Below are 21,550 nucleotides of genomic sequence, written 5' to 3' on the forward strand. Positions count from 1 at the left end.
ATCATGGACTCCATGCTGCTTTACTTTATCGACTTATTCGGTACGGCAATTTTTGCCATCTCCGGCGTATTTGTCGCCGGTCGCCTAAAAATGGACCCATTTGGGGTAGCAGTTCTAGGCAGTGTTACCGCCATTGGTGGCGGTACGATTCGTGACATGGCGTTAGGCGCAACGCCCGTTTTCTGGATCACTGATACCACTTATCTGTGGGTCATCATTATTACCTGTCTACTGACAATGATCATCGTTCGACGCCCCAAACGACTCGCTTGGTGGATTCTCCCTGTCTGTGACGCAATAGGCTTGGCTGTATTTGTTGGTATTGGTGTAGAAAAAGCGCTGATTTATCAAGACTCAGCACTAGTCGCGATTATCATGGGTGTAATTACTGGCTGTGGTGGCGGTATTATCCGAGATGTTCTGGCTCGTGAAGTTCCAATGATCCTACGAAGCGAAGTGTACGCCACAGCATGTATTATTGGTGGTGTGTTCCACACAACGGCGCTTAGCATGGGGCAAGACTCAGAGACCGCTTTCCTAGCTGGTGTTTTCTCTACCCTGTTGATTCGCCTCGGCGCGATTCGCTGGCACTTATCTTTACCCACGTTTGCACTAAACAAATAGTTATCAGACACGTCCAGTCACAGTGATCGTTTAGAAAGGCTCTTAGGAGCCTTTTTTAATATCTAAATATCCTATCTCCCTCGCACGATCTCACTCCGTCTCTCATCAATAGGTATTAAATAAGTTTTTTTGTTTACTTAGTCGTTTTTTGAACTATATTAGTAAACAAATAACTTTATAAAGTTATTTGTTTACTAATTAGAGAACACTGGAGGTTCCCATGCAGGCTTATGTTGAACACGCGAATGTCACCGTCAGCAATATTGATGACGCGATCCAATTTATCCAAACCGCGATCCCTGAATTTAAAGTGCGCCATCGTGGAGAAACACAATATCGATGGTGTCATATCGGCACAGATAACAGTTACATCGCTCTACAAAAGATGGTGGCACGAGAAAAAACCGATCGTGCGCCCTATCTCGATGTGGGGATCAACCATATAGGTTTGGTCGTTAATGACGTTGACCAAGTTAAGCAGCGTTTATTGAGTGACGGCTATCAGCAGAATGATATTGGTGAAGAAAACTCTTATCGAAAGCGCATCTACTTTTATGATCGCAGCGGTGTTGAATGGGAGTTCATCCAGTACCTAACTCAAGATTCCACCAAGAAAAACAGCTATGAGGATTAAACCATGCAGCAGATAGGTATTGTTTTCTTCTCTAAGTGTGGTGCAACGAAAGCTGTCGCTCATGCCCTCGCCGAAGGTGTCGAGACTCAATCTCAATCCGTCACCATGATTGAGGTGTTACCCAGTGAAATTGTAGAGGGTCGTTACATCAACGAACAAAAGCTCAAGCGACTTGGAGAGTGCGACGCGATTGTATTTGGATCACCGACCTACATGGGAAGCCCAGCCGCGCAATTTAAGGCATTTATGGACGCCAGCAGTGAGCCCTACTGTGCTAAGGCTTGGCGAAATAAATTCGCCGCGGGCTTTACCACAGGCGGCAGTCTTAATGGTGAGCAGCAACAAACACTGCTGAGTTTTTTCACACTGGCATGTCAGCATGGGATGCTCTGGATTGGTCTTGATGCCTCCAAGCACACCGACAATTTGGGACTCAATCGAACCGGATCGAACATCGGCTTGGTGTCGAGTATTGATGACGGAGAAGAGAGCGTGAATCAGAATGACTTACAAACTGCTCGCTATTACGGCCGCAGAATCGCCACTTTGGTTCAAGAACTGACAAACAAACACTAGAGTCGTCGTTTTGATTGAGATAAGTTGGGGCTATTATTCCCAACTTTCATCAATAATCTTATGTTACTTGAAGGTATCGAAACCCTACTGGTACTCAGCAAAGCCAAAACCATGAGCCGCACGGGTAGCTTGCTGTACATCAGCCAATCCGCCGTCAGCAAACGGATTGCCAACCTAGAGAAAAAACTGGGAAAGAAGCTCATTGAACCCAATGGGCGACAAATAAAGCTCTCACCTGATGGCCTTGCCCTGATCGAAAGCATCGGCCCCGCTTTCAACGAACTTCGAGGGCTTATTTACGAGCAGCAAGAGTTGGAAGATACCACCCTCATCACCTTAGATAGCTCTAAGTCTCTGATTGCAGGCTATCTCGGTAAGATGATGGGAGACTTTATCCAGCACGACAAATACATCACCATTACCACTAACCACACCCCAAGAATCATTGAGCGAGTTCAGTCTGGTAAGGCGACACTTGGGCTATGCGCGGGAGTGTTACCTCCCCATCACGGGCTGATGACCTTTCACCTGTTTGATGAGCCTTTCTATATCGTAAGCGCGACACCTTTAGAGACCCTGCCAGCGCGGGTGATCACCAATGATATGACCAACCCTGCCAATAGTTATCAGCTATCACTGTTGGAGAAGTTTGGGGTTAAGCCTTTAATGGAGATGGATGCCTATACCGCGGCAGCGCAGCTTGCATTGGGAGGAACTGGGCCCGCTTTGATTCCGCTTTCGATCGTCAAAACACTCAATATAGCCCCTCAATACCTGTTTAGTTTTGAGGAGCTGAAGAATCTAATTCGACCTATTCATATCTGTGTTCGTCCGAATAGCTACCAATCACCACGAGTTAAAACACTGATAGAATCCATTGTTGATGCTGTTCCCAAAGCAGTTTAGAGGCCATTAGCATCGACATCACAATAACCAAAGGGCGAATCCACTTTTGTCCTTTGGTGACCACTACCTTCGCGCCCAACTGTGCGCCAATAAAGCCACCGACAGCCATCACCAAGCCAAGCTCCCAGATTGGTAGACCCGCGATAATGAAGAAGATCAGTGCGGCAATATTCGATGTAAAGTTCAGGACCTTGGTACGTGCGGTTGCATCGACCAAAGAGAAGTGACCAATTGCAACAAAGCAGACGGTGAAGATAGAGCCGGTACCCGGCCCAAAGAAGCCATCATAAAAACCGACACCACCACCGATACACAGTGCAAACATCGCTTCCGATAAACGTTGTTTCCCATCCGTAGTTTTAGTGGAAGGAGCCAACAAAAAGTAGAGAGAGATAGCGATCAGTAACAGTGGGATCAAGCTAGTGAGCAAACTGGCATCGATATATTGAACCAGTTCAGCACCAATCGCAGAGCCAATAAAGGTGCACAGTATCGCGAAGCGCATCTCTTTGATGCTCACAATACCATTACGCACAAAATACCAACTTGCTGAGAAGCTACCAAAAGAGCTTTGGAGTTTATTGGTTGCAAGTGCTTGTGTTGGTGGCACTCCTGCCGCGAGTAAGGCTGGTAGAGTCAGTAATCCACCACCACCAGCCATGGCATCAATAAAGCCTGCAGCGGTCGCTACAAAGAAAAGTATGGCTAGAATTTCAATGGTGATGTCCATGTCATGTCACTCCTTAACGACGAGAACACAAATTACCACTGAAATAAAAATGAAAACAACGAAACACAAGACAGTGACCTATTCCACTTTTTCATGATTAGTTTCACAATGCACCTGACATAAAAAAGGCCGCTCTATTGAGCGGCCTTTGGCATTTATATCCGTTTAACAGTGATTATGCTTCAGCAGCTTTAACCTGAGCGTGTAGCTCTTGAACTGAAGTTACTGTTGTTTTCGCGTCAGCTGTGTGAGCCATACACGTTGCGAACGCTGCGTTTAGCGTTGTTGTGTAGTTCACTTTCTCAGCAAGTGCGCCACGACGAAGTACTTTAGAGTCTTCAATCGCTTGACGGCCAGCTGCTGTGTTCACTATGTAGGTGTACTCATTGTTCTTGATGCGGTCAAGAATGTGAGGACGACCTTCGTGTACCTTGTTAACTAGACGTGGATTAATGCCCGCTTCGCCAAGGATAACCGCTGTGCCGTGTGTTGCATCTAGTTGGTAGCCAAGCTTTGATAGCTTAGATGCTAGGTCTACAACACGCTCTTTGTCGCCTTCGCGAACAGAAAGAAGTGCACGGCCGCCTTCTGGGTAGATGTTGCCACAACCCAATTCAGCTTTAGCGTAAGCTTCTGCAAACGTTGCACCAACACCCATAACTTCACCAGTAGAGCGCATTTCTGGGCCTAATAGTGGGTCAACACCAGGGAATTTGTTGAACGGAAGTACCACTTCTTTCACTGAGTAGTAAGGTGGGATGATTTCTTTGGTAAAGCCTTGAGCTTCAAGTGATTGACCCGCCATTACACGTGCTGCAATCTTAGCGATTGGTGCACCTGTTGCTTTAGATACGAACGGTACCGTACGCGCTGCACGAGGGTTCACCTCGATTAGGTATACTTGGTTGTTCTTAACCGCAAACTGCGTGTTCATTAGACCACGAACACCCAATTCGAATGCTAGCTTTTCAACTTGCTCACGCATTACGTCTTGGATTTCTTGGCTTAGCGTGTATGCAGGAAGAGAACATGCTGAGTCACCAGAGTGAACACCCGCTTGTTCGATGTGCTCCATGATACCGCCAATCACTACGCGCTCACCGTCGCAGATAGCATCGATATCGACTTCAACTGCGTCATCTAAGAAGCTATCAAGAAGAACTGGAGATTCGTTCGATACGCTTACCGCTTCGTTGAAGTAGCGACGTAGGTCTTGCTCGTCGTATACGATTTCCATCGCACGACCACCAAGTACGTAAGAAGGACGTACAACCAATGGGTAGCCGATTTCACGAGATTTCTCTACCGCTTGTTCCATTGTTGTTACTGTCGCGTTCTCTGGCTGTAGTAGGCCTAGACGGTCAACGGCAACTTGGAAACGCTCACGGTCTTCTGCACGGTCGATTGCATCTGGGCTAGTACCAATGATTGGCACGCCAGCCGCTTCAAGAGCACGAGCCAGTTTCAGTGGCGTTTGGCCACCGTACTGAACGATAACGCCTTTTGGCTTCTCAACGCGAGCAATTGCTAGTACGTCTTCCAGAGTTACTGGTTCGAAGTACAGACGGTCAGATGTGTCGTAGTCTGTAGAAACTGTCTCAGGGTTACAGTTAACCATGATAGTTTCGTAACCATCTTCACGTAGTGCTAGAGATGCGTGTACACAACAGTAGTCAAATTCGATACCTTGGCCGATACGGTTTGGACCGCCGCCTAGAATCATGATCTTGTCTTTGTCTGTTGGGTTCGCTTCACACTCTTCATCGTAAGATGAGTACATGTAAGCCGTGTCAGAAGAGAACTCAGCCGCACACGTATCAACACGCTTGTACACTGGGTGGATGTCGTATTGGTCACGTAGACGACGGATTTCGCTTTCAGACACACCTAGAATCTTAGATAGGCGAGCATCAGCAAAACCTTTACGTTTCAGCTTGTTCAGTTCGTCTTTATTCAGACCAGCAAAGCCTTTCGCTTTAAGCTCTTGCTCAAGCTTAACGATGTCTTCGATTTGAACTAGGAACCAACGGTCGATTTGCGTTAGGTTGAATACGCCATCTACAGACATACCCGCACGGAATGCATCCGCGATGTACCAAATTCGCTCTGCGCCCGCTTCTTTTAGTTCGTGACGAATTGTTGTTAGTGCGTCTGGCGCATCTAGGTCAACCATTTCGTCAAAGCCAGTCGCGCCAACTTCTAGGCCGCGAAGTGCTTTTTGTAGCGATTCTTGTTGGTTACGGCCGATAGCCATAACTTCACCAACAGACTTCATTTGCGTCGTTAGACGGTCGTTAGCACCTGCAAATTTCTCGAAGTTAAAACGAGGAATCTTAGTTACTACGTAGTCGATTGTTGGTTCGAATGATGCTGGTGTTGCGCCACCCGTGATGTCATTTTGCAGTTCATCTAATGTGTAACCCACAGCCAGTTTCGCTGCAATTTTAGCGATTGGGAAACCTGTCGCTTTAGAGGCTAGAGCAGAAGAACGAGATACACGTGGGTTCATCTCGATGATAACCATACGGCCATCTTTCGGGTTGATACCAAACTGTACGTTTGAGCCACCTGTTTCAACACCAATCTCACGCAGTACCGCTAGAGATGCGTTACGCATCAGTTGGTATTCTTTGTCTGTTAGAGTCTGTGCTGGTGCAACTGTGATTGAGTCACCCGTGTGGATACCCATTGGGTCGAAGTTTTCAATCGCACATACGATGATACAGTTGTCCGCTTTGTCACGAACCACTTCCATCTCGTACTCTTTCCAACCGATTAGAGATTCATCGATTAGAAGTTCGTTTGTTGGAGAAAGGTCCAGACCACGACGACAGATCTCTTCGAACTCTTCTTTGTTGTATGCGATACCACCGCCAGTACCACCCATAGTGAATGATGGACGGATGATACAAGGGAAGCCAACCATATCTAGAACAGCGTAAGCTTCTTCCATGGTTTTCGCAGTGTCTGCACGTGGACACTCTAGGCCGATAGACTTCATCGCCTTATCGAAACGAGAACGGTCTTCTGCTTTATCGATAGCGTCAGCCGTTGCACCAATCATCTCTACACCGAACTCTTCAAGAACGCCGTGCTTCTCAAGATCTAGTGCACAGTTAAGAGCCGTTTGACCACCCATTGTAGGTAGAACTGCGTCTGGCTTCTCTTTCGCAATGATGTTGCGAACAACTTCCCATTGGATTGGCTCGATGTAAGTTGCATCAGCCATATCTGGGTCAGTCATGATGGTCGCTGGGTTCGAGTTTACTAGAATAACTCGGTAACCTTCTTCGCGAAGCGCTTTACAAGCTTGAGCACCAGAGTAATCGAACTCACATGCTTGGCCGATAACGATCGGGCCAGCACCTAGAATTAGAATACTTTTAATGTCAGTACGTTTTGGCATTGTCTACTACTCCGAATTACGCTGTGTGCTGTTTAATTAGTTCAATGAAGTGGTCGAAAAGCGGTGCCGCGTCTTCTGGACCTGGGCTCGCTTCTGGGTGACCTTGGAAGCTAAATGCTGGCTTATCTGTGCGGTGGATACCTTGCAGAGAGCCGTCAAATAATGACTTGTGCGTTGCACGTAGATTCGCAGGTAGCGTCTCTTCATCAGCAGCAAAGCCGTGGTTTTGTGAAGTAATCATCACAACATCACGATCTAAATCTTTAACTGGGTGGTTTGCACCGTGGTGACCAAACTTCATCTTCACCGTCTTCGCACCAGATGCTAGCGCTAGGATTTGGTGACCAAGACAAATACCGAAGATTGGTAGGCCTTTATCTAGAAATACTTTGGTCGCTTCAATTGCGTAAGTACATGGTTCTGGGTCACCAGGGCCGTTTGATAGGAAAACGCCGTCTGGGTTAAGAGCCAGTACTTCTTCCGCTGACGTTTCAGCTGGAACAACCGTTAGGCGGCAGCCGCGGTCAACAAGCATGCGCAGGATGTTGCGTTTTGCACCGAAGTCGTAGGCAACAACGTGATATGGCAGTTCAGAGTCTGCTTTCGCTTCAGGAAGTCCACCCGTAAGCGTCCACGAACCTTGTTTCCATTGATACGCTTCTTTTGTTGTAACTTCTTTCGCAAGGTCCATACCTTTCAGGCCAGGGAATTCTTTAGCTTTAGCTAGCGCTAGAGCCTCGTCGATATTGTTGCCTGCAACGATACAACCGTTTTGAGCACCTTTTTCACGAAGAATACGCGTCAGTTTACGAGTATCGATATCAGCGATACCAACAACGTTTTGCGACTTTAGGTAATCAGAAAGGGATTGTTCATTACGGAAGTTAGAAGCGATAAGAGGGAGATCGCGAATCACAAGGCCTTGAGCGTGGATTGAAGAAGATTCTTCGTCTTCGGAATTGGTTCCGGTATTGCCAATGTGAGGGTAAGTAAGCGTTACAATTTGTTGAGAATAGGAAGGATCAGTGAGGATTTCTTGGTACCCCGTCATCGAGGTATTAAAAACGACTTCACCAACAGCAGAACCGTCTGCGCCAATGGATTCACCGTGGAATACTGTCCCGTCTTCTAGGACTAGCAATGCTGACTTTTTCAAGACAACCTCCAGAAATAAAAATGCATTAAAATTGATTTAATTTGCAAATCTACCTTCCTGCAACACCCAAAACTGCGTGTTTATGGAAATTAGACAAATTGGCGGTATTTTAGTGATGCACGTGATATGTGTCAACATTTAACGCAAAAGAAATTAAACATTTGTAGCCACTTGTTCAACTTTCTCCTTTAAAGCTTCAAAAGTACTAGTTTTACAGGGGTAAGGCGGGGAAATCGTGATTTTTCCAACTTCAAGTGGTCTTTCACTCAAAGTTAGACTGATAGAAATATTGATAAGAAAGCGCAAACGATAAATAAGAAGCGCAAAGACGCAATAAACACCACTTCAAACAAAAAACACCAACAACAACACAAAAAAAGCACTAAACTATGGTTATTTTTACAGCTTTAGTTCGGTTTAATTATCATTAGTGTTGGCTAAATAAACAAAGCGCCGGCAAGTGCCAGCGCATAATTATCTATTTATAGCTCATTCAACCCAAGCACATCTGTCATGGTATAAAAGCCCGCTGGCTTACTATCAAGCCAAACTGCCGCCTTGATAGCGCCATTAGCAAAGGTCATGCGATCAGTGGCTTTATGGGTAATTTCAACGCGCTCACCGATGTCGGCAAACATTGCGGTATGTTCACCAATAATGTCACCGGCGCGAATCGTCGCAAAGCCGATCTCATCCTTGGTGCGCTCGCCAGTAATGCCTTCACGTGCCCAAACCGCAACGTCATTCAGCTCATTGCCCATCGCACCCGCGATCGCTTCACCCATACCAATTGCAGTACCAGATGGTGCATCCACCTTGTGACGGTGGTGAGCTTCAACAATCTCAACATCACAGTAATCACCCATCACCTTGGCTGCTTTTTCAAGAAGCTTAAACACTAGGTTTACGCCAACGCTGTAGTTAGGCGCCATAACGATAGGCATCTCTTTCGATGCAGCAGCGATAACTTGCTTCTCTTCCTCAGAGAAGCCCGTTGTACCAATTACAAGCTTCTTGCCGTGCTTCTTACACAGTTCGATGTTCGCTAGTGTGCTAACAGGTGCGGTAAAGTCGACAATCACATCAAACTCTTCCACCACTTTAGCTAGGTCATCAACCAAAGCGACCTCAAAACGGCCTTCACCACACAGCTCACCCACATCAACGCCGACTAGCGATGACTCTGGACGCTCTGAACCAGCACCAACCGTTGCGTCTTTATTATGGTGAGTAGCTTTCACCAAGTTACGACCCATGCGACCTGCTGCTCCTGCAATTGCAATTCTTACCACTGCATCTATCTCCATTGTTTGGTTTGCGTCCCGCAGAAATACGCAGAACGACTCAAATTCACTGTCTCTTTAAACTAACAACAATCTCAGACTCAGGCTAGCGTTTCAGAAAACTCTTTTACTACACGTTGTAAAATCGGCACGTTGGCCTCTGGGAATTCGTAGTTTGGCAATGATTCAATGGCGACCCATTGCCCTTGCTGCCCCTCTTTACCGAAAGGTTCTTGCTCAAAAGCGGTGACGCAGATGAAATCAAACTTCAGAGACTTTTCTGGGTAGTCGAACTCTAGGTGTTCAAACAGGCTCTGCTCTGTCACTGCAATGCCGATCTCTTCATCAAGCTCACGAGCCATTGCTGCTTCAATAGTCTCTCCCTCTTCAACCTTGCCACCAGGAAACTCCCAAAAGCCGCCTTTATGTTTATCACTCGGGCGCTTGGTAATGAAGATTTGCGACTTATCTTGATTGAAGATGATTCCCGCTACGATATGGATTCTTTTCATTGATGGTGTTCCTTCTGTTACCGCTATAGCCAACTCAACCATGAATTACGTCATCCTCAAGAAGGAGGAACGACTGAGTTGGGGATCTAACACGACATCGTTAAGCCGAATAACCAAGCAAGATTCCCTACTACGCTCGTTCCTCGCTATAGGGAATGACGATTGAGTTGCCACTCAAAGGGCTTAACGACTAAATTCACATACAAAAAGAGCCGCCTAAGCGACTCTTTATATTCTATTTTTCAGTTTTTCTGAAGCTAAGCTGTAGTGCTTGAGAGCAAGGCGGTGGCACGGAGCTTACGATAGTAAGTGAGTACCACCAACGCGGCTATCAGGCGCTACGGCGACGATTCATAGAAACTTAGTTGATTTTACCGTGACACTGCTTGTACTTTTTACCACTACCACATGGGCATGGCTCATTACGGCCAACTTTACGCTCATCACGTACAACTGTCTGAGGAGCATCCGCTTCTGCTTCATCATCACCCAATTGGTTTTCAGCTGTTGCGTGTTGTGCTTGTGCACGACGTGCTGCTTCTTCCGCTTGAGCTTGACGCTGCGCTTCCATCTTCTCAACTTCTTCTTGCTGTTGAACTCGAACTTTAGACAGAATCGTAATTACGTCAGATTTCAGTACTTGCAGTAGACCTTCAAACAGCTCAAACGACTCGCGCTTGTACTCTTGTTTCGGGTTCTTCTGAGCGTAGCCACGTAGGTGGATACCTTGACGAAGGTGATCCATTGCCGCCAAGTGCTCTTTCCATAGACCATCAAGTGTTTGTAGCATTACAGACTTCTCGAAGTTACGTAGCACTTGTGCGCCAACCACTTCTTCTTTCTGCTTGTACTCATCAACCGCTAGACCAAGGATACGCTCACGTAGTGCTTCTTCGTAAAGCTTGTCGTCTTCGTCCAACCAACCTTGAATATCAAAGTCTAGATCGAAGTCGTTCTTCAGGCGATCTTGTAGGCCAGCGATGTCCCACATATCTTCTAGAGATTGTGGTGGGATGTACTCATCGATCACAGACGTGAACACGTCTTCACGGTTATGTTCGATCATCTCGCTGATGTCGTCAGAGCTCATTAGCTCATCACGCAGTTCGTAAACCACTTTACGTTGATCGTTCGCTACATCATCGTATTCTAGAAGCTGTTTACGGATATCGAAGTTACGGCCTTCAACTTTACGCTGTGCTTTTTCGATAGAACGAGACAGCATCTTAGATTCGATTGCTTCGCCTTCATCCATACCGCTCTGGATAAGACCAGCCATACGATCAGATGTGAAGATACGCAGTAGCGAGTCTTCCATTGATAGGTAGAAACGAGATGAACCTGCATCACCTTGACGACCAGAACGACCACGTAACTGGTTATCGATACGACGAGATTCGTGACGCTCAGTACCAATGATGTGTAGACCACCAGACTCAAGTACTTTGTCGTGAACCACTTTCCAATCCGCTTTGATCTTGTCGATCTGCTCTTGAGTTGGATTTTGTAGTTTCTCAACTTCTGCCTGCCAGCTACCACCTAGCACGATATCGGTACCACGACCGGCCATGTTAGTTGCGATAGTAACAGCGCCCGGTGTACCTGCTTGCGCTACGATTTCCGCTTCTTTCTCGTGGAATTTCGCGTTCAATACGTTGTGCTTGATCTTCGCTTTTTTCAGTGCGTTAGACAGTAGCTCAGATTTCTCAATTGAAACCGTACCAACTAGTGATGGTTGACCTGCCGCTACGCGCTCTTTAATGTCTTCAATGATCGCGTTGAACTTGTCTGCCTCAGTACGATAAACCACATCTGGCATGTCGTTACGAACCATAGGCTTGTTGGTTGGGATAACCACAGTTTCTAAGCCATAGATCGATTGGAATTCGAATGCTTCTGTATCCGCTGTACCTGTCATACCTGACAGTTTTTCGTATAGACGGAAGAAGTTTTGGAAAGTGATCGAAGCCAGCGTTTGGTTTTCGTTCTGTATCTTAACGCCTTCTTTCGCTTCCACAGCTTGGTGCAAGCCTTCAGACCAGCGACGACCTGGCATTGTACGACCAGTGTGCTCATCAACGATAACCACTTCGCCTTCTTCAGTAACGATGTAGTCGACGTTCTTCTCGAATAGTACGTGTGCACGCAATGCTGCATTAACGTGGTGCAGTAGGCTGATATTGGTTGGAGAGTAAAGCGTATCGCCCTCTTCCATCAGGCCGTTTTTCACCATTAGCTCTTCAACAAACTCTTGACCGTTTTCAGTCAGGTGAACCTGTTTCGATTTCTCGTCCATGGTGTAGTGACCTTCACCACGGTACTCTTCTGAATCTTCTTTGTCTTGAAGTTCAAGATGAGGGATCAGCGTATTGATACGAGTGTAAAGATCTGAGCTATCTTCAGCAGGGCCAGAGATAATAAGAGGAGTACGAGCTTCATCGATTAGGATTGAGTCCACCTCATCGACAACCGCGAAGAAACGTTCGCGTTGCACACGGTCTTCAGCACGGAAAGCCATGTTGTCACGTAGGTAGTCAAAACCGAATTCGTTGTTTGTTCCGTAAAGGATATCGGCTTGGTATGCGGCTTTTTTCTCAGGCGGAGCCATGTTTGGTACGTTCACACCAACACTCATGCCTAGGAATTCAAACAGTGGACGGTTTGTCTCAGCATCACGCTTAGCTAGGTAGTCATTCACGGTTACGACGTGAACACCCTTGCTTGGTAGGGCATTAAGATAAGCAGGTAGCGTCGCTGTCAGCGTTTTACCTTCACCAGTACGCATCTCTGCAATTTGACCAGCGTTTAGAACCATACCACCAATCAGCTGTACATCGAAGTGACGCATGCCGTACACACGCTTAGACGCTTCACGTACTGTTGCGAATGCTTCTGGTAGAAGTTGGTCTAGTGTTTCACCTTTATCTAAGCGCTCACGGAACTCAACAGTCTTTGCTTTTAGCTCTTCATCAGACAGGGCTTCGAACGTTGGTTCGTAGTTATTAATTTCTTTTACAATTTTTCTAAGGCGGCGCAGTGTTCTGTCATTGCGACTGCCAATTACCTTTGTCAGCAGCTTAGTAATCATGTGCTTGGAATCTCTTCGTTCTCAGATCGTCCGCGATCTATTTTAAATGCCGTCAGTCTCTACCAGTTGTGAACTAGTGTTAGTTACGAACCAAGGATACTGAGATAAATCTAGTACCTCTGATATTGTGTTGGAGAGTAGAGTTTTCAAGGCTTGAGTTAAAATTATTGGCATCTAGTGTAAGTAATTTTCACCTCAACGACCATTTATGAGGTCATTTGTTTGATGTGGTTTGAACTTTTATTACCAATTGCCGATGGAATAAACAACCTCAAGGCTAGCCTAACGCTTATTCCAATGCTTTATCGCACTTTAGCTTTATTACAGATACAAAAAAACCAGGCGCATTGCCTGGTTTTTAAAATCTTTGATTGCAGTTTTATGCTAAAACCATTCCTGGTTCTGCAAAGGCAACTGGTGAGCCTGCTTCTTCTTCGAATGTTGCCCATTCCCAAGCTTCTGCATCAGCAAGAACTGCACGTAGAAGTTGGTTGTTTAGGCCGTGACCCGATTTGTATGCACGGAACTCACCAATGATAGCGTGTCCACACATGTAAAGGTCACCAATCGCATCCAGCACTTTGTGAGTAACAAACTCGTTATCAAAACGAAGACCTTCTTCGTTAAGAATACGGTACTCATCAAGCACGATAGCGTTATCAAAGCTACCACCTAGAACTAGGTTCTGAGATTGTAGGTATTCGATGTCACGCATGAAGCCGAAAGTACGAGCGCGAGAAATCTCTTTAACAAAACCTTGTGAAGAGAAGTCAAACAGAAGACGCTGCTCATCAGCTTCAATCGCTGGGTGGTTGAAGTCGATCTCGAAGTCCATACGGAAGCCGTTGAATGGTACAAACTCTGCCCACTTATCACCGTCTTCAAAGCGTACTGGCTTTTTGATACGAATAAAACGCTTCGCTGCATTTTGAGTTTCCACACCAGCTTGCTGGATTAGATACACAAACGGGCTTGAACTGCCGTCCATGATTGGAATCTCAGGAGCATCTACTTCAACAATGATGTTGTCGATACCCATACCTGCTAATGCTGCATTCAAGTGTTCAACCGTTGAAATACGCACACCTGCATCGTTTACAAGCGCTGTACACAACATAGTGTCACGAACTGATGCTGGATCAGCTGGGAAATCTACAGGAGGGTTTACATCGGTACGACGGTATACAATGCCTGTATTTGCAGCTGCCGGGCGAAGAGTAAGTGTGACTTTACGACCAGAGTGGAGACCCACACCAGTTGTTTTCACAATTTCTTTCAGAGTACGTTGTCTGATCATCTGCCTGCCTCTTATCAGTGCTACAAATCACGGCCAGTATTTACCGACCGCGAATTTTACCACTAAATTGACTATAGTCAAATATTGGTTGTTTGTTAATCAGCCTGACGTCGTAAGAATGCTGGAATATCTAAGTACCCACTCTCTTTTTCTGGCTTAGGTGCTGCACTTTGGCTAGCGCCTGTACCAGAAGAAACAGGTGACGTTGTTGGCTGTGGTTTCACTTGAGGTTTAACCTCAGTTTTTTCTTGCAATGGCTGTGCCACTTTCTCTTCCACTTTTGGTGCAGCTTGTACTGCAGCTTGTGGTTGAGGAGCCGAAGCCACTTTTGCTTTACCACCAGCAACTAACGTAATGTCTGGCTTTCTCTCAGTGCCAATACCTGTTGCTACCACAGTTACGCGGATTTCGTCCGTCATATCTGGGTCTAGAGAAGTACCGATTACTACTGTTGCATTATCAGAAGCAAAGGCCTTAACTGTGTTACCTACGGTCTCGAACTCATCTAGACGCATATCTAGACCAGCTGTGATGTTAACAAGCACACCACGAGCGCCCGCTAGGTCGATATCTTCTAGTAATGGGCTAGAAATTGCCGTTTCAGCCGCTTCCTCTGCACGGTCTTCGCCTTTCGCGATGCCGCTACCCATCATTGCATGACCCATTTCCGACATCACAGTGCGTACGTCCGCAAAGTCGACGTTAATCATGCCAGGGCGAGTAATTAGCTCTGCAATACCTTGAACCGCGTTCTTGAGAACATCGTTCGCGCTTGCGAATGCTTCCAGTAGTGTTACACCACGACCCAGTACTTTCAGTAGCTTCTCATTTGGAATCGTAATCAATGAATCCACATGTTTAGAAAGCTCTTCAATACCTTGTTCAGCAAACGCTAGACGCTTTTTACCTTCGAAGCTAAATGGCTTAGTTACAACAGCGACTGTTAGTACGCCCAGCTCTTTTGCTACTTCAGCAATTACTGGAGCGGCACCAGTACCTGTACCACCACCCATACCAGCTGCGATAAATACCATATCGGCGCCAGTTAGAACTTCTTTAATTCTTTCTCGGTCTTCGAGAGCTGCATCACGGCCAACTTGTGGGTTTGCGCCAGCGCCTAGACCCTTAGTGATGTCACCACCAATTTGGATCACGCTGCTCACGCTAGTTTTGCGAAGTGCTTGAGCATCAGTGTTTACGCTAATGAACTCAACACCTTCAATTGACTCACGTACCATGTGCTCAACAGCGTTACCGCCACCGCCACCAACTCCAACGACTTTAATTACTGCATCGTCAGACATTTCCATCATCGGTTCAAACATGTGTTATCTCCGTTTTTCCTGCAACTCAGGTTAAAACTCTTTTTGTATCCAATTACGCAATTTACCAAACAAACCTGTCATCGAAGGTGCGCTACGCTTTGGCTCGCTGTAATCACCTTCATCGTTTATTTGGCAGTCTCTTGCGTAATGAAGTAAACCAACCGCCGTAGAATGATACGGCTCTTTAACATAATCGGTTAAGCCACTAACTTCTAACGGCTTACCCACTCGAACTTGATTGCGGAAAACGCGTTCCGCACACTCTACTAATCCTTCAATCTGTGCAGCACCACCAGTTAAAACTACACCGGCAGCAAGATGATGTTTAATACCCTCATCTCTTAACTGTAGTTGAACAGTATCAATAGTTTGGTTAACAAGCCCCATTAATTCTGTATAACGTGGTTCAATCACCTCAGAAAGTGTTTGTCTTTGCAAACTACGAGATGGTCGACCACCCACACTTGGGACGTTAACTGAGTCATCCTTGCTTACAAGTTCACTCAGAGCGCAACCGTGGTTTACTTTGATCTCTTCGGCATCACTTACAGGTGTACCGAATGCGAAGGCAATATCACTGGTTACTGCATTTCCTGCATAGGAAAAGACTTCTGTGTGTCGCAGTGCACCACCGGTCCAAATGGAGATATCCATCGTCCCTGCACCAATATCGACCACACACACTCCAAGCTCTCTCTCGTCTTCAGTGATTACCGCATTACTTGAGGCAAGCCCTGAAAACACGATCTGCTCTACTGTGAGACCACATCGTTCAACAGCTTTAATAATGTTTCTCGCCATATCGCTGTGGCAAGAAATCAGGTGAACACTCACTTCCATTCGAACCCCAGATAAGCCAAGTGGGTTCTTAATGCCCTCTTGGTAATCGATGGTGAATTCTTGTGGAATCACGTGCAGAATTCTCTGCTCGTCACCTATTTTAATTGATTTCGCGGTATGGATTGCTCGGTCCATATCGTCTTGTGACACTTCCTCATCCGAGATGGTGCCCATGCCTTTTTCAATTCGGCTTGCGATGTGCTTACCCGATAGTGAGATAAATACATTGCTGATTTGGCATTCAGCCATCAGTTCCGCTTGATCAATAGCACGCTGAACCGATTTCACTACCGACTCTAGGTCGTTAACACCGCCTTTATCCATACCTCTGGATGGGCTCTGCCCAGATCCAATGATATTGATTTGACCATCAGGCAGTACCTCACCTACTAGAGCTGATATGGTTGCAGTGCCTATATCAAGACCAACAATTATGTTGTCATCTGCGGCCTTAGTCATCTGTACTCTCTTCTAACTCTTGCTCTGGAAACCAGCCTACAGCGGCTCCCGTATCATACCTGAGGTCGATGTAGCTCACTCGATTCGCTTTATCACCTAACTCGTTATAAAGCGAAATAAAGCGCTCAACACGCTCGTCTAAAGAATCTTTACCTAGCTCTAGGCGAATGCCGTTGTCTAGGATGATTTGCCATGCTCTACGTTCATTCAGAACCAATGAAGTGACACTCAATCCCACGCTATTGATCAGCGGAGTAATTTGACGCCACTTGGCGATCACTTCTTGACTCGAATCTTGAGGGCCATAGAGTTTGACTCTGTCACCTTCAAGTTGGCCTATATCTCCATTAAACACATCGCCATTTTCGTTTAGCAGCATGTTACCGTTCCAAATCGCGGCAGCTTGATGCTCAGTCAGAAAAACTTTAATCGTGTCAGGCCATTGCTTACGAATAGAGACAACAGATACCCAAGGAAGTGCCTCTAAACTGTCTTGTAACACATCAATATCTTGCGACATGAAGGTTCCAATATGTTCAAGCTGGCTAAACGCATGCTGAACATCACTGGCGGAGACATATGTTAAGTCGCCTTGAAGTACAATTTTAGAGAGGGGCAATCGTTGATCGTCCCACATCCAACTCAGAGTGGTATAGAAAAGAAACCCAATGAAAAGCACTACCAAAATCAGAAAAGAACCACCAAGGGCGTGTTTCTTTAACGATGGTAAGCTGAATAGGTGGCGGTTTTCGCTGAAAGTACTTTCTACCAAAACCCGCAGTCCCTGTCGTTGGTTCGCAATTCTATTCCCTATCTTTTCGTAATAGAGGTAAAAGCACTTACTTTAACCTATGAATTATACTGAGCAAAATCAAACTATCAAACGTTGATAATCAGATTTTTGGTTAAATTTGGGTCAAGCGCAAGAAGTGAGCGCTCGACCACAGTATGTGAGAACTTATTCTATTAAGCGCTCTGCATTTTATTAATGTCTAACTGCAACGCTTCAAGCTGTTTCGCTACACGGCCAACATCGCCTGCGCCTTGTGTTAATACGAGGTCTCCGCCTTGGATAACATTGGCTAATGTCGAAGGCAGCGCAGTAATGTCTGAGACAAAAATAGGGTCGATTTTACCGCGGCCACGAATGGTTCGGCTCAACGCACGGCCATCAGCGCCAGCAATCGGTTTTTCACCTGCTGAGTAGACATCAAGCAGGATTAAAACGTCAACCTGCTCAAGAACGTTAGCAAAATCATCAAACAGATCACGGGTGCGGCTATAACGGTGCGGCTGGAATATCATCACCAGACGCTTATCTTCCCAACCGCTGCGTGCTGCTTGGATAGTCACGTCGACCTCAGTTGGGTGATGGCCGTAGTCATCCACCAGCATTGCCACACCTTTACCAGTTTCGTATTCACCTAAGTGATCAAAACGGCGACCAGTGCCCTGAGTGCCAGCCATTGCTTTCAGGATTGCTTCATCGCTGATGTCATCTTCTGTAGCTACTGCAATCGCAGCTGATGCATTCAATGCATTGTGGCGTCCTGGGATGTTAAGTGTGATATCCAAATTCGCTTTGCCTTCACGAACTACCGTGAATTTGCCTTGTTGACCTTCTTGGCGGTAGTTCTCAATACGCACATCTGCATCTTCAGAGAAACCGTAAGTGATCACTTGGCGACTTACTTGAGGGATAAGCTCACGTACCACTGGATCATCAACACACATGACAGCCTGACCGTAAAACGGCAGGTTGTGTAGGAAGTCGATGAAGGTCTGCTTTAACGTTTCGAAGTCACCACCGTAGGTATCCATGTGGTCAGCTTCGATGTTAGTCACGATGCTTACCATAGGTTGCAGATGTAAGAACGATGCATCACTCTCATCAGCCTCTGCAATCAAGATGCGGCTTGAGCCTAGACGAGCATTAGTGCCCGCGCTTTTTACCAGGCCACCGTTAACGAAGGTTGGATCAAGACCCGCTTCAGAGTAAATCTGTGTAACCAGAGCCGTCGTGGTTGTTTTGCCGTGCGTACCAGCCACTGCAATACCATGACGAAAGCGCATTAGCTCTGCGAGCATCTCTGCACGACGAACAATCGGTGTGCGTGCTTCACGAGCCGCAACGATTTCAGGGTTCTCTTCGTTGATTGCAGTCGAAACGACCACCACACTTGCGTTAGCAACATTACTCGCTTGATGGCCAATGTAGACCGTTGCACCCTTGCTAACCAAACGCTCTGTTACTGGGTTTTGAGCAATGTCAGAACCTGTAATCTGGTAGCCTTCGTTTAGCAAGACTTCAGCAATCCCGCTCATACCTGCGCCACCAATACCGATGAAGTGGATAGATTTCACTCGGCGCATTTCTGGCACCATTGCACGGATCTGCGCTAAGTCTTGCGTATGTTCAATCGTCATCAAATTTATCTCGTTATTTTGCTAAAGCTTGAATGGCTTTAGCGACGGTCACATCAGCGTCCAGCTTCGCAGCTTGGCGTGCCTTTGTTGCCATCGTTTTTAATTCATTTCTGTCTAGCTGAGCGATGGTGTTCGCTAGCTTTTCTGCCGTTAGATCTGGCTGTTCGATCATCAACGCAGCGCCGCAATCAACTAAGTGGTCGGCGTTAAGCGCTTGCTGGCGGTCTTTATGCATGAAAGGCACAAAAATAGAGCCAACACCTGCAGCAGAGACTTCAGACACTGTTAACGCACCTGAACGACACACTAATAGATCTGCCCATGCATAAGCTTGCGCCACATCATCAATAAATTCAGTCACTTGAACATTGTTCACAGAATGAGAATTATATTGTTCAATAACTTGCTGTTGATTGTTTTTGCCCGCTTGGTGCATCACTGTGAAGCCTTCACCAAGCTGCCCCAAAGCAACTGGCAAGGTATCATTGAGGATCTTGGCACCTTGGCTACCGCCCATAACTAGGATACGGATATCACCGTCACGTTCCGCCATGCGCTCACTTGGCTCAGGCAATGCAACCACATCTTCACGTACTGGGTTACCCACAACATCCGCACTAGGGAATGCACCCGGGAATGCTTGAAACACCTTTTTCGCGATCTTAGATAGCCATTGGTTGGTTAAACCGGCCACTGCATTCTGCTCATGCAGAACCACTGGAATACCCGATAACCAAGCTGCGATGCCACCTGGACCACTCACATAGCCGCCCATGCCAAGCACCACATCTGGCTGCCACGCCTTAATGTGTTGCTTTGCTTGAAGTATGGCATTAATAATTTGGAAAGGCGCTTTAATTAACTTAGCGATGCCTTGGCCTCGCAGTCCTTTCACCTTAATGAAATCAATCTCGATACCGTGCTTTGGCACCAGATCCGCTTCCATACGATCAGCCGTACCTAGCCAGCGAATCTCCCAACCTTGTTGTTGTAGTTTTTTCGCGACCGCTAAGCCTGGAAATACGTGACCGCCGGTACCACCAGCCATCACCAATAATCTTTTGTTCTTTTTCATGCTGCTACTATTCATTTAATTCGTTCTGATGCTCAGCATCCTGTTGTTCTATTAGGCGACATTCATGGTCAATTCGCAGCAACATAGATACCGCGACTGACATGATGATCAAGCTGGAGCCACCATAACTGATCAGTGGAAGAGTCAGGCCCTTGGTCGGTACGATACCTGATGCCGCACCAACGTTAACCAAGGTTTGAAAAGCAAACCAAATACCGATGCCAAAAGCGAGGTAACCGCTAAACACCTGGTCGTTTTCAAAGGCTTTCTTACCAATAAAAATCGCTTTGAAAACCAGACTGAAGATCAGCATCAATACCAAGGTCACGCCCACAAAACCGAGCTCTTCGGCAAGTACAGCAAATACAAAGTCGGTATGCGCCTCCGGCAAGTACTCTAGTTTTTGAATCGAGTTGCCTAAGCCTTGCCCCATCCAATCCCCACGACCAAATGCCATCAGAGATTGTGTTAGCTGGTAGCCACTACCAAATGGGTCATTCCAGGGTTCCCAGAATGAGGTCACACGTCGCACACGGTATGGCTCTATCACAATCAAGCCAACAACCGCAGCCACACCAGCAACCATGAGAGCGATAAACTGCGACAGTTTCGCACCAGCAATGAACAGCATGCCAAACAGAGTCACCAGCATCACAACCACGGTACCTAAGTCGGGCTGACCTAGTAGCAAGACTGCAAAGGCCCCAAACACCATAATGGGTTTAGCAAAACCACCGAAGAAGGTCTTTCTCACTTCGTCTTGCTTACGAACCAAGTAACCGGCCATGAAGATAAACAACGACAACTTCGCCACTTCGGCAGGCTGGAGGTTGAATAACCCCAAAGGAATCCAACGCGATGCGCCGTTCACCGATTTACCAACAGCCAATACCACTATCAACAAGAAGAATGATAATCCCAGTAGGTACATACTGTATTGGAGCCAGCGTTTCATCGGGATTTGCAATATCACACTGGATACACCCAAAGCGAGCAGCAAAAAGATCGCATGGCGGAACATAAAGTGAAAAGGCTGATCGGTTAAACGAGCACTGATTGGGAACGAAGCAGACGTCACCATTACCAATCCAGTCAGCATCAGCCCAAGCGCGATCCAGACCAATTGACGATCATAAAGCGCCTCTGGCGTAGAGCGGTTAAGCCATTGCCAAATTGAGTGGTTGAGCTGTCTCACTTTCTGCACTGGGTTCC

At 46.5% G+C, this 21,550-nt stretch carries 17 protein-coding genes; 4 read left to right on the forward strand and 13 right to left on the reverse strand.

Annotated features, from left to right (window positions below; genetic code table 11):
* The first annotated feature begins 3 nt into the window (after nucleotides 1-3).
* The 4 genes from KI655_RS09470 (at nucleotide 4) to KI655_RS09485 (ending at nucleotide 2,740) form a co-directional block, all read left to right on the forward strand.
* Nucleotides 4-624, forward strand: a complete 621-nt coding sequence (locus KI655_RS09470; RefSeq protein WP_285404075.1) for a TRIC cation channel family protein — start codon at nucleotides 4-6, stop codon at nucleotides 622-624.
* A 220-nt stretch (nucleotides 625-844) separates the two neighbouring features.
* A complete protein-coding gene (locus KI655_RS09475) occupies nucleotides 845-1,258 on the forward strand; it encodes a VOC family protein (RefSeq protein ID WP_285404076.1) in 414 nt (137 codons plus the stop codon).
* A gap of 3 nt (nucleotides 1,259-1,261) precedes the next feature.
* Nucleotides 1,262-1,834 (forward strand): flavodoxin family protein, encoded by a 573-nt coding sequence (locus tag KI655_RS09480; RefSeq protein ID WP_285404077.1) that lies wholly within the window; start codon nucleotides 1,262-1,264, stop codon nucleotides 1,832-1,834.
* Between the two features lie 60 nt (nucleotides 1,835-1,894).
* The gene (locus tag KI655_RS09485) at nucleotides 1,895-2,740 is read left to right on the forward strand and encodes a LysR family transcriptional regulator (protein WP_285404078.1); all 846 of its coding nucleotides are present in this window, start codon (nucleotides 1,895-1,897) and stop codon (nucleotides 2,738-2,740) included.
* Here the strand turns inward: KI655_RS09485 and KI655_RS09490 are convergent.
* The 13 genes from KI655_RS09490 to ftsW form a co-directional block, all read right to left on the reverse strand.
* Nucleotides 2,691-3,470 carry a TSUP family transporter gene (locus KI655_RS09490; protein WP_285404080.1) on the reverse strand — a complete coding sequence of 260 codons (780 nt, stop codon included), beginning with the start codon at nucleotides 3,468-3,470 and terminating at the stop codon, nucleotides 2,691-2,693. The genes KI655_RS09485 and KI655_RS09490 overlap by 50 nt on opposite strands.
* A 175-nt stretch (nucleotides 3,471-3,645) precedes the next feature.
* A complete protein-coding gene (gene carB / locus KI655_RS09495; protein WP_285404082.1) occupies nucleotides 3,646-6,876 on the reverse strand; it encodes a carbamoyl-phosphate synthase large subunit in 3,231 nt (1,076 codons plus the stop codon).
* A gap of 16 nt (nucleotides 6,877-6,892) precedes the next feature.
* Nucleotides 6,893-8,032 (reverse strand): glutamine-hydrolyzing carbamoyl-phosphate synthase small subunit, encoded by a 1,140-nt coding sequence (gene carA, locus KI655_RS09500; RefSeq protein WP_285404084.1) that lies wholly within the window; start codon nucleotides 8,030-8,032, stop codon nucleotides 6,893-6,895.
* Nucleotides 8,033-8,514: 482 nt separating this feature from the next.
* Nucleotides 8,515-9,339 (reverse strand): 4-hydroxy-tetrahydrodipicolinate reductase, encoded by an 825-nt coding sequence (gene dapB / locus KI655_RS09505; RefSeq protein WP_285404086.1) that lies wholly within the window; start codon nucleotides 9,337-9,339, stop codon nucleotides 8,515-8,517.
* Between the two features lie 77 nt (nucleotides 9,340-9,416).
* Nucleotides 9,417-9,827 carry an 8-oxo-dGTP diphosphatase MutT gene (gene mutT / locus KI655_RS09510; protein WP_285404088.1) on the reverse strand — a complete coding sequence of 137 codons (411 nt, stop codon included), beginning with the start codon at nucleotides 9,825-9,827 and terminating at the stop codon, nucleotides 9,417-9,419.
* Nucleotides 9,828-10,188: 361 nt separating this feature from the next.
* On the reverse strand, nucleotides 10,189-12,915 hold the full coding sequence (gene secA, locus KI655_RS09515; RefSeq protein WP_285404090.1) for a preprotein translocase subunit SecA: 2,727 nt from the start codon (nucleotides 12,913-12,915) through the stop codon (nucleotides 10,189-10,191).
* A 379-nt stretch (nucleotides 12,916-13,294) separates the two neighbouring features.
* Nucleotides 13,295-14,212: a UDP-3-O-acyl-N-acetylglucosamine deacetylase gene (gene lpxC / locus KI655_RS09520; RefSeq protein WP_032553123.1), complete on the reverse strand. Its 918-nt coding sequence runs from the start codon at nucleotides 14,210-14,212 to the stop codon at nucleotides 13,295-13,297.
* Between the two features lie 95 nt (nucleotides 14,213-14,307).
* A complete protein-coding gene (ftsZ, locus tag KI655_RS09525) occupies nucleotides 14,308-15,537 on the reverse strand; it encodes a cell division protein FtsZ (protein ID WP_032553122.1) in 1,230 nt (409 codons plus the stop codon).
* 30 nt (nucleotides 15,538-15,567) lie between these two features.
* The gene (gene ftsA / locus KI655_RS09530; RefSeq protein ID WP_032553121.1) at nucleotides 15,568-16,836 is read right to left on the reverse strand and encodes a cell division protein FtsA; all 1,269 of its coding nucleotides are present in this window, start codon (nucleotides 16,834-16,836) and stop codon (nucleotides 15,568-15,570) included.
* The gene (locus KI655_RS09535; RefSeq protein ID WP_032553120.1) at nucleotides 16,829-17,608 is read right to left on the reverse strand and encodes a cell division protein FtsQ/DivIB; all 780 of its coding nucleotides are present in this window, start codon (nucleotides 17,606-17,608) and stop codon (nucleotides 16,829-16,831) included. Before KI655_RS09535 ends, ftsA begins: the two co-directional genes overlap by 8 nt.
* 194 nt (nucleotides 17,609-17,802) lie before the next feature.
* Entirely contained in the window at nucleotides 17,803-19,263 is a 1,461-nt protein-coding gene (gene murC / locus KI655_RS09540; protein ID WP_152468145.1) for a UDP-N-acetylmuramate--L-alanine ligase, read from the reverse strand.
* A 13-nt stretch (nucleotides 19,264-19,276) separates the two neighbouring features.
* Nucleotides 19,277-20,338, reverse strand: coding sequence for an undecaprenyldiphospho-muramoylpentapeptide beta-N-acetylglucosaminyltransferase (gene murG / locus KI655_RS09545; protein WP_032553213.1), 1,062 nt, complete (start codon nucleotides 20,336-20,338; stop codon nucleotides 19,277-19,279).
* A 7-nt stretch (nucleotides 20,339-20,345) separates the two neighbouring features.
* Nucleotides 20,346-21,533 (reverse strand): cell division protein FtsW, encoded by a 1,188-nt coding sequence (gene ftsW / locus KI655_RS09550; RefSeq protein ID WP_373417284.1) that lies wholly within the window; start codon nucleotides 21,531-21,533, stop codon nucleotides 20,346-20,348.
* Nucleotides 21,534-21,550 lie beyond the last annotated feature (17 nt).

It is taken from the genome of Vibrio sp. D404a, assembly GCF_030248535.1.
GTDB lineage: Bacteria > Pseudomonadota > Gammaproteobacteria > Enterobacterales > Vibrionaceae > Vibrio.

Bases quoted from the DNA above. Each gene is read 5' to 3' on its own strand.
- KI655_RS09470 (WP_285404075.1), top strand. From the start codon at position 4: ATGGACTCCATGCTGCTTTACTTTATCGACTTATTCGGTACGGCAATT.
- KI655_RS09475 (WP_285404076.1), top strand. From the start codon at position 845: ATGCAGGCTTATGTTGAACACGCGAATGTCACCGTCAGCAATATTGAT.
- KI655_RS09480 (WP_285404077.1), top strand. From the start codon at position 1,262: ATGCAGCAGATAGGTATTGTTTTCTTCTCTAAGTGTGGTGCAACGAAA.
- KI655_RS09485 (WP_285404078.1), top strand. From the start codon at position 1,895: ATGTTACTTGAAGGTATCGAAACCCTACTGGTACTCAGCAAAGCCAAA.
- KI655_RS09490 (WP_285404080.1), bottom strand. From the start codon at position 3,470: ATGGACATCACCATTGAAATTCTAGCCATACTTTTCTTTGTAGCGACC.
- carB (WP_285404082.1), bottom strand. From the start codon at position 6,876: ATGCCAAAACGTACTGACATTAAAAGTATTCTAATTCTAGGTGCTGGC.
- dapB (WP_285404086.1), bottom strand. From the start codon at position 9,339: ATGGAGATAGATGCAGTGGTAAGAATTGCAATTGCAGGAGCAGCAGGT.
- mutT (WP_285404088.1), bottom strand. From the start codon at position 9,827: ATGAAAAGAATCCATATCGTAGCGGGAATCATCTTCAATCAAGATAAG.
- secA (WP_285404090.1), bottom strand. From the start codon at position 12,915: ATGATTACTAAGCTGCTGACAAAGGTAATTGGCAGTCGCAATGACAGA.
- lpxC (WP_032553123.1), bottom strand. From the start codon at position 14,212: ATGATCAGACAACGTACTCTGAAAGAAATTGTGAAAACAACTGGTGTG.
- ftsZ (WP_032553122.1), bottom strand. From the start codon at position 15,537: ATGTTTGAACCGATGATGGAAATGTCTGACGATGCAGTAATTAAAGTC.
- ftsA (WP_032553121.1), bottom strand. From the start codon at position 16,836: ATGACTAAGGCCGCAGATGACAACATAATTGTTGGTCTTGATATAGGC.
- murC (WP_152468145.1), bottom strand. From the start codon at position 19,263: ATGACGATTGAACATACGCAAGACTTAGCGCAGATCCGTGCAATGGTG.
- murG (WP_032553213.1), bottom strand. From the start codon at position 20,338: ATGAAAAAGAACAAAAGATTATTGGTGATGGCTGGTGGTACCGGCGGT.